General features: G+C 66.7%; 5 protein-coding genes. 1 reads left to right on the plus strand and 4 read right to left on the minus strand.

What is annotated here, in order from left to right; genetic code table 11:
* Positions 1 to 242 precede the first annotated feature (242 nt).
* From NBZ83_RS09675 to NBZ83_RS09685, 3 genes are all read right to left on the minus strand, one after another.
* Complete coding sequence (locus NBZ83_RS09675; RefSeq protein WP_261574795.1) at positions 243 to 2,522, minus strand: GmrSD restriction endonuclease domain-containing protein; 2,280 nt, start codon at positions 2,520 to 2,522, stop codon at positions 243 to 245.
* A gap of 16 nt (positions 2,523 to 2,538) precedes the next feature.
* Positions 2,539 to 3,228, minus strand: a complete 690-nt coding sequence (locus tag NBZ83_RS09680; RefSeq protein ID WP_261574796.1) for a hypothetical protein — start codon at positions 3,226 to 3,228, stop codon at positions 2,539 to 2,541.
* Between the two features lie 305 nt (positions 3,229 to 3,533).
* Positions 3,534 to 4,481 (minus strand): restriction endonuclease, encoded by a 948-nt coding sequence (locus NBZ83_RS09685; protein ID WP_261574797.1) that lies wholly within the window; start codon positions 4,479 to 4,481, stop codon positions 3,534 to 3,536.
* Positions 4,482 to 5,114: 633 nt separating this feature from the next.
* On the opposite strand from NBZ83_RS09685, the gene NBZ83_RS09690 reads away from it, so the two are divergent.
* Entirely contained in the window at positions 5,115 to 5,624 is a 510-nt protein-coding gene (locus NBZ83_RS09690) for a hypothetical protein (RefSeq protein ID WP_261574798.1), read from the plus strand.
* Between the two features lie 23 nt (positions 5,625 to 5,647).
* Here NBZ83_RS09690 and NBZ83_RS09695 read toward each other — a convergent pair.
* The coding region (locus NBZ83_RS09695; protein ID WP_261574799.1) for a tetratricopeptide repeat protein at positions 5,648 to 6,782 on the minus strand (1,135 nt) is incomplete at its 5' end.

Below are 6,782 nucleotides of genomic sequence, written 5' to 3' on the forward strand. Positions count from 1 at the left end.
GCCGCCGCATCTGAGGTGCCGAGGACGGCTGTCTCATCGTGCGGGATTGTCCGGAATTCTCGCGCCCCCTCAGGGAGCGCGCGGCGCTCGGGATCGAAGACCAATAGGATGCGGAATCCGCCTGCGTCAGCTGGTTGGGGGTGCCTTGTAGAGCCGGTCGAGGGTGACAGTCGCGACGCGGTCGTCCGCGGCGGCTGTGGCGGATGGGGCGAAGCCAACGAGACCGCTGCGAGCTGCGATCTTCAGCCGTTCTGCCCGGGATCGGACGCCCGCAGGTACCGGGCACGGACGGCGAACAGTGTGTCGTTCGTGTGTTCCACCCGCCAAAATCGCCAGTCGCCCGGGTTGGACGCTCCGGTGGCTGCCTTCGCCGCGGCGCTGACTGAGCGGTGGACCTCGCCGGAAGCCGTGCGGATCCGGCCGTCGGCCGTAAGCGTCGCCGGGAACAGTTGGCCGCCGCGGCGGCCAACGAGCCTTTCGTCAGCGCGCAGGAGTCCAGCGTCAATCAGGTTGGTCAGGGTGGTTTTGTACCGCTGCCGCCGCGGGCGCTCGTCGTCGTCACCGCCGTCACCGTCGTTGTTGCCGCCCGCCGGGCCGTATGGTCCGGCCGTGCGTGGCAGCGGCAGTCCGAGCGCCTCCGGCGACCAGATCCGCTCGGCCATCGCCCGATATAGCCGGCCGCGGGCGTTGACGATGTCCTCTGGCCGCGACTCGACATCGTAGGGGTGGAACAGGTCGGTCAGCCCCTGCTCAGCGACGAAGGTGTTGAAGCGCTTGTGTCCACGGCTCCGGTAGGTGTCCGGGTGCAGCGAACCAGCCAACCCGTTGGATCGCAGGTACGACGTGAGCTTCCGTTCCAGCGGCAGGCCACCGGCGCTGGCGTTGTCCGACCCGTCCAGCAGCACCAAGCCGCCGAGCCTCGACCGCAGGCGGTCGAACTCTGCGTCGGACTCCGCCTGAGCCCGGTAGGTGCCAGTGCGCTCGCTCTTGGTGAACAGGTGCTCGATCTCGAACGGCCGTTGACCTTCCGTGATCGCCAGCAGATGTTCCACGGTCTCGCTCTGGCCGGTTCCCTTCGCCAGCCACGCGGTGAGCCTGGCGAGGAAGTACAGCACGAACGGCCGGTTCGCGCCGGGCCGGTACCGCAGTTCGGGAATCTCGGCGAGGTGGACGTACCAGCCGGCTGCCGCCTCGCCGAGCACACGGCTGAGCTCGTCAGTGGTGCGGGTCATTCGCACCGGGCCGAGCAGGCCCGCCACCAGTTCGTCAAGCTCGCTCGGGCCATATGGTAATTGCCTGACTCCACGGGTGACGACATACAGGTCCAGGAACCGAGCGACCAGTTCGCCTTTGCGCAGTACGGACGGGTTCAAATCGTTCGACTCGTTCGGCTCGGCGGCGGCCAGCGCAAGATCGAATTGCCGTGGAATCCGGAGGTGGGCGTTGTACCAGATCGCTTCCTGGTCCGCGCGGAGCTGGCCCGTAGCCATCTGCATCGCCAGATAGGGTCGGGAAAGCGGCTCGAGGATTTCGGTGAAAAGCCTGACCCGTCCGTCCCTTTTTTGGTTCTGACCAATGCTTTCGGCATTTTCGTCGAGCCACTCGTGCGGTGCGCTTGCCAGTAGCTGACTCGTGTCGGCGGCCGGTTTGACGTATTTGGCGCGCAGAACCGCGCGGACGAACTCCAACGGTGCGTCTCGGTCCGGGCCATGCAGCTCGTCGACCATGTGCTGCCACCGTAGGTCGAGTTGATACGGATCACCTGGCGCGTCGGCGAGCAGATAGTTCTTCAGCAGGTCCAGCGGGGCGAGATGCTTGCCGCGGTCGTTCATCGCGGAAAACATCTCCTTGCCGCGGGCGGCGTCACCGGCGTCAAGCTCGACGAGGGAGACCCGGTCGAGAAGCCAGCGCGCGAAGTACGGAAGTTGGTCCTGCTTCAGGTTCTCTGGCCAGCGGGTGAGTAGATGCTCCGCGGCCTCGTGCAGCCGTCGCACATCGGCAGGAGCACCGTCACTGGTGAAGAGACGGTTGTTCGCGAGTTGGTCGAAGAACTCCGCGTACCGATCGACACGGACGGCGAAGTGCTGGCCCCCGTGGTCCCCACCGCGCATCAGCGTGCGAACCGCGGAGTGAAGGTGGGTGGCGTCGTGCCGATCCTCGGTTAGGGTGCCCAAACGGATCAGCAGCAGCAGCAGGGTGATGACTCGCTGCTGACCGTCGGCAAGATAGATCCGCTCGTTCTCGCGATAGATGATGATAGAGCCAAGAAAGTAGGAGTCGTAGAGCAGGGTATCGCTCTCCAGATGCGTCTCGTCCCACTGCCAGGTGAACTTCGCCGCGAGATCGTCGACGAGTTTTTCGACCTGGGTTATTTCCCAGGCATAGTCACGCTGGTAGGAGTCGAGGTGGTACGTCCTGCCCTCGAACAGCTGCCGGACCGTGCGCGCTGTGGGCTGCACCGGCGGTTGTGCGATCGCCGGTAGACGGGCCGAACCCCGGCGCGGTGTTCTCGTTGTCGTCACAGAGGATCATCTCTCGTCACGGCTGCTCGACGACAGCTTTGGCCACGACGACGGGGCTTCCACCGCCAGACCAGAAGAAGCCAGGCCGCACGACTCGGACCTCCGCACCAGCGTGGGGTTTGGTCTGGCCCGGAGCGTCGTGCACGCCTCCGTCAAACCGGGTCTGCTCGCCAGCCCGTCCGATCGGGGTGAGCCGGCGGCGGCCGGCCTCGTCCAGCAGCCAGCTCACCAGCTCCGGCGCCGACCCACCGGCCGCGGCGAGCTGCACGGCGTAGCCGACAATGCCCGCCACCAGGACAGCCTTCTCCTGCTCGCGCTGCTCGGTCCAGCTGATTGCAGAGCGCGCTCCGGACGTGTCGGCCCGGACGAGACTGTCGGTGACGTTGTCAGCGAAGGCCCCGACCAGCCAGGCCGGGCCACGTCGGCGCGCATAGGCCACCAGCGCATCGAGGGATACTTTGGCCGGATGCACCGCCGGCGACCACTCGTACAGTGTCGGCTGAGGTTTGGAGAGCTGCGGGTGCTCGCGGAAGAGCGGCCGCAGGCGCTTCCACTGCCGGTCCACGTCGTCGGCATGAACGCCCGCGTCGACCAGGACCGCGCGTATTTCCTGAAGCCGCACCGGCCCGTCGGCCCGCCTGATCACCTCGACGAACGCGGAGCCAGCGTCGTCGGCGAACTGCTTTGCGAGAATCCGGTCGCCCATCGAAACCTCGCCTGAATCGAGATCACGGTGTCTGGATGCGGGAAAAGCCCGACCTGCCGATCATGATTCTAGGAAGAACGGTGCGAGTACGCCGATTTTTCCCGTTCTTGGTCCGGCGCTGTAGCCTCATGTCGAGGATTTTCGTTTATGGGCCCTTTGGTCGATTTGCGACTCTCCGCAAACAGGCCATGATCCACGTGTTGCTGGTCGGGCGGGACTGCCGGGCCCGGGTGGCGCCTGCGGGTGGCGATCCGTGGCTGGCCCAACATCAGATCAGAACGCGATCGCTGATGGGATCCGTAGCGCTATCCCCAAAGGTTGGCGTCCAGCACCGCAACGAACCTTCTGAACGACTCGCTTCGCTCGGCAAGATCGTCGAGATTGAGATTGCTGACAAGGTGCCGCAATTGGGACAGGCTCGTGTGCTCGACTTCGTCCGGGTGCCATGCCGCGTACCGCTCGGGCCGAGAGAGCCATTCGATGAGACCATGGTCGAGCACGATCAGCTGGACCCGGTGTTCCGAATCATCCCACTCGGGGGGCCACCATCCCGCTTGGCGGTGGGCAGCGGCATCGATGATCACCAGCACATCGCATTCGCTCTCCGCGGCGAGAGACATGGAGACACCGGGTACGCCAGTCGCGCCCAGAGCAGTGATGATCTGGTAATCGTATCCTTGGTGGCTCCGCCGTAGCCGCCCCGCGATCCGTCCGATGACGAATGCGTCCCGCTCGCCCTCAACAACAATGATTACCCTATTTGGTGTCGTCCGGATGGCGGCCCGTACGTAGGGCACATAGGGCTCACCGAACTCGACGGCAGCGTGGATCTTGAAGCTGAGCACAGCTTCGAAGCCATCCGCCACAGCAGCTCGGATGTCCTGGCCGTCGAAGAGGATGACGTTCAACGTCTTGCCGCGCCGGAGCGCCTCGACGGCGTCTTCGCTGTAGCCACTCATCGACACCATTACCCCGACGGTGCCGACCAACTTCCCGTCGATCTTGCCCTTGAACTGGTAGATCGTCGAGGCAGGGAGTGGCTTGGCAAGCCATTTCGCCTCGAGAAGGTAAATTCGACCGCCGTCCACAAAAGAACCGTCGATCTCCTCACCTCTGGGCCTGAAGGACGCACGCGGCCGCATCCCGGCGAGATCGAGTAGCGCCTTCAGCCACCTCTCGAATTCCCTTCCTCGGTTCTGCGGTGTGATCCCCGCGCCCTTCGCCAGCACCTCCAAGTCCTCGGCGAGCCCCATGGGGAGATAGTAGGGGCGTCATCGGTACGGCCGACGGCCCGGTACACCGACGGCCAGGCATGACCAGGTGATTGGTCGAGGTGCTCTCCGTCCGCCGGCGCTGCTGGCGGAGCATGCCGGGTTCCGGTTCTCGCCGGAGGTGATCCTATTGGCGGTCCGCCGGTTCTGCGGGTCACCCTGTTCTGGGGCGAGCCTCGAAACCAGAGCGATGGATCATGAGTCCACGGCTCCCTCGTGGGAAGCTCGTGATCGGCTTGGGGGTCCGGCACGGCTGGATTGGAGCGGTGAGATCGAGATCTTCGATTGCGATGAGTGCGGGGAACGGGATACGGGTCGACCGGCAGAAACGGTGACCGGCCGCCGGCTGTGCAAGCAATGCGGCGATCGGCTTTCCGGGGCGGCCGCAGGTCTCCTGGCGGGCGGCGGGATCGGCGACGCGATCTCGACCGCCGGCTGGTTCTCCAGGCTGCGCCGCCGCCGGACGGACTCCTGACCGGCGTGAGCCGGACCGATCGCGCCGTAACATTCCGACGTGACCGGCTACCGTCACCGATCAAGCCACACGCGATGGCCGGGTGGAAGACAGTCAGATGACCGTGCCCGGCAAGGTCCCTGAGTGGGGAGAGGACGGCGATGTCCGCGGAACCGGTTGACCCGACAGGCGACGCCGCCACCGGACGTGATCCCGACCGTCCGTCCCCGCCCGATCCCCATCCGGCCGCGGACGCCGACGTGGCGCGACCGGTTGACGCAGACTCGGAGCCGGACGCCGAGCCGGGCGCGCCCGAACCGACGGGCGACGACCGGAAGTCCACCCGTCCGCTCGACTGGGACGGCTCCTTCAGCCGCACCTGGAACGCCGGCATGAGCGAGCAATGGGCGAACCAGCGCGCCGCCGAGCAGGAACGCGAGTGGGAGGATGAGCAGTTCGAGCGTTTCCACCAGGAGACGGTGCGGCAGGTCGACGCGGAGTCGGCGCGTGAGGAGGCTCGGCTGCGGGCGGAGCAGGATCGGTCGGCACTGCCGGGCAGTCGGTCCGCACAGAGCGCGGCGCGTGAAGAGCTCTCCCGCAAGCTGGACAAGCTTGATCGGCTAGCACCTCCTCCTGTCGACGACTCGGACGTAGCCGACCGGCCAGAGTGATCAAGTCGCAGCCTGACCGACGATCACCAGGGGGAGTCGTGCCTCGGCTCGGGTGAGGCAGGTCGCTCCGGTGAGGGCAGTTCGCGGCGAACTTGCTCGGCCGAATCGACGAGGGCGCGGCGAGCCTGGGTGGTGTTCGGGTGGAACGGGCCGTGCTCGCGCATTGAGGCGGTGAGCGCATCGCGGTGAAGACGCATTGCATCGGCTGGTCGGCCGGCTTGGCGGTAGGTGTCGGCGAGACTGTTCCGGCTGGCTTGAGCGTCAGGGTGCTGGACGCCGAGGAACTGCTCGCGTAGCGCGAGGACTCGTTGGTTGAGGTCGATGGCCTGCGGCAGCCGGTGAGCGGCGCGATAGGCGTCGACGAGTCTGTCAGCGGTGTGCAGGGTGCGGGGATCGGCGGCGCCGTGCGCCCGGCTCCGATCTCCGAGCAGCCGTTCAAACTGAGGTATAGCCATTTCGGCCTGGCCGTTGCCTCGGTACGCAGAGGCGAGGGTGTCACGTACGCGCACCGTGCGCGGGTGCGAAGCACCGAGGATGCCTTCATGGCGGTCGAGGGCGCTTTCGAGGTGAGGCACTGCCTCGCCAGGCCGCCCCTGTCTGAGGTGGGTCTCGGCGAGAAGCTCGCGGGTCCGTGTCGTTTCCGGATGATAGGGGCCGAGCGCGCGCTCGCGTCCCGCCAACACGCGATCGAATGCGAGCACAGCATGCTCGGCCCTGCCGGTGTACATGTGTATCTGGGCCAGACCGAACTCGCTGTCGAGGGTGTCGGGGTGGTTGGGGCCGAGGACGCGGTCGCGGTCCGACAGGGCTCGGTCGAGTTCTCGGGTGGCGGCGTCGAGGCGTCCGGCCTGGCGGTGGGTGAGGCCGAGTTGGTGGCGGGTGTGCAGGGTGTCCGGGTGGTCCGGGCCGAGGACGCGGGTGCGGGTGGTGAGGGTCTGCTCGAACAGGGGCGTGGCGTCGCCGGGGGAGCCGAGGCGGCGGTAGGCGATGGCCAGCTGGTGGCTGGTGTTGAGGGTCGCGGGGTGGTCGGGGCCGAGGATGCGGCGGCGGTCGGTGAGGGTGTCGCGGAGCAGGCGGGTCGCCTCGTCGCCGCGTCCCGGAGTGTCGTCGTAGGCGCCGCCGAGGCTGTGGCAGCTTTCGAGGGTGTCGGGGTGGGTG

Origin of the sequence: Frankia gtarii, assembly GCF_025403375.1 — a bacterium.
Taxonomy (GTDB): Bacteria; Actinomycetota; Actinomycetes; order Frankiales; family Frankiaceae; genus Frankia; species Frankia gtarii.

Coding starts and splice junctions, on each gene's coding strand:
- NBZ83_RS09685 (WP_261574797.1), bottom strand. CDS start 4,481: ATGGGGCTCGCCGAGGACTTGGAGGTGCTGGCGAAGGGCGCGGGGATC.
- NBZ83_RS09680 (WP_261574796.1), bottom strand. CDS start 3,228: ATGGGCGACCGGATTCTCGCAAAGCAGTTCGCCGACGACGCTGGCTCC.
- NBZ83_RS09690 (WP_261574798.1), top strand. CDS start 5,115: ATGTCCGCGGAACCGGTTGACCCGACAGGCGACGCCGCCACCGGACGT.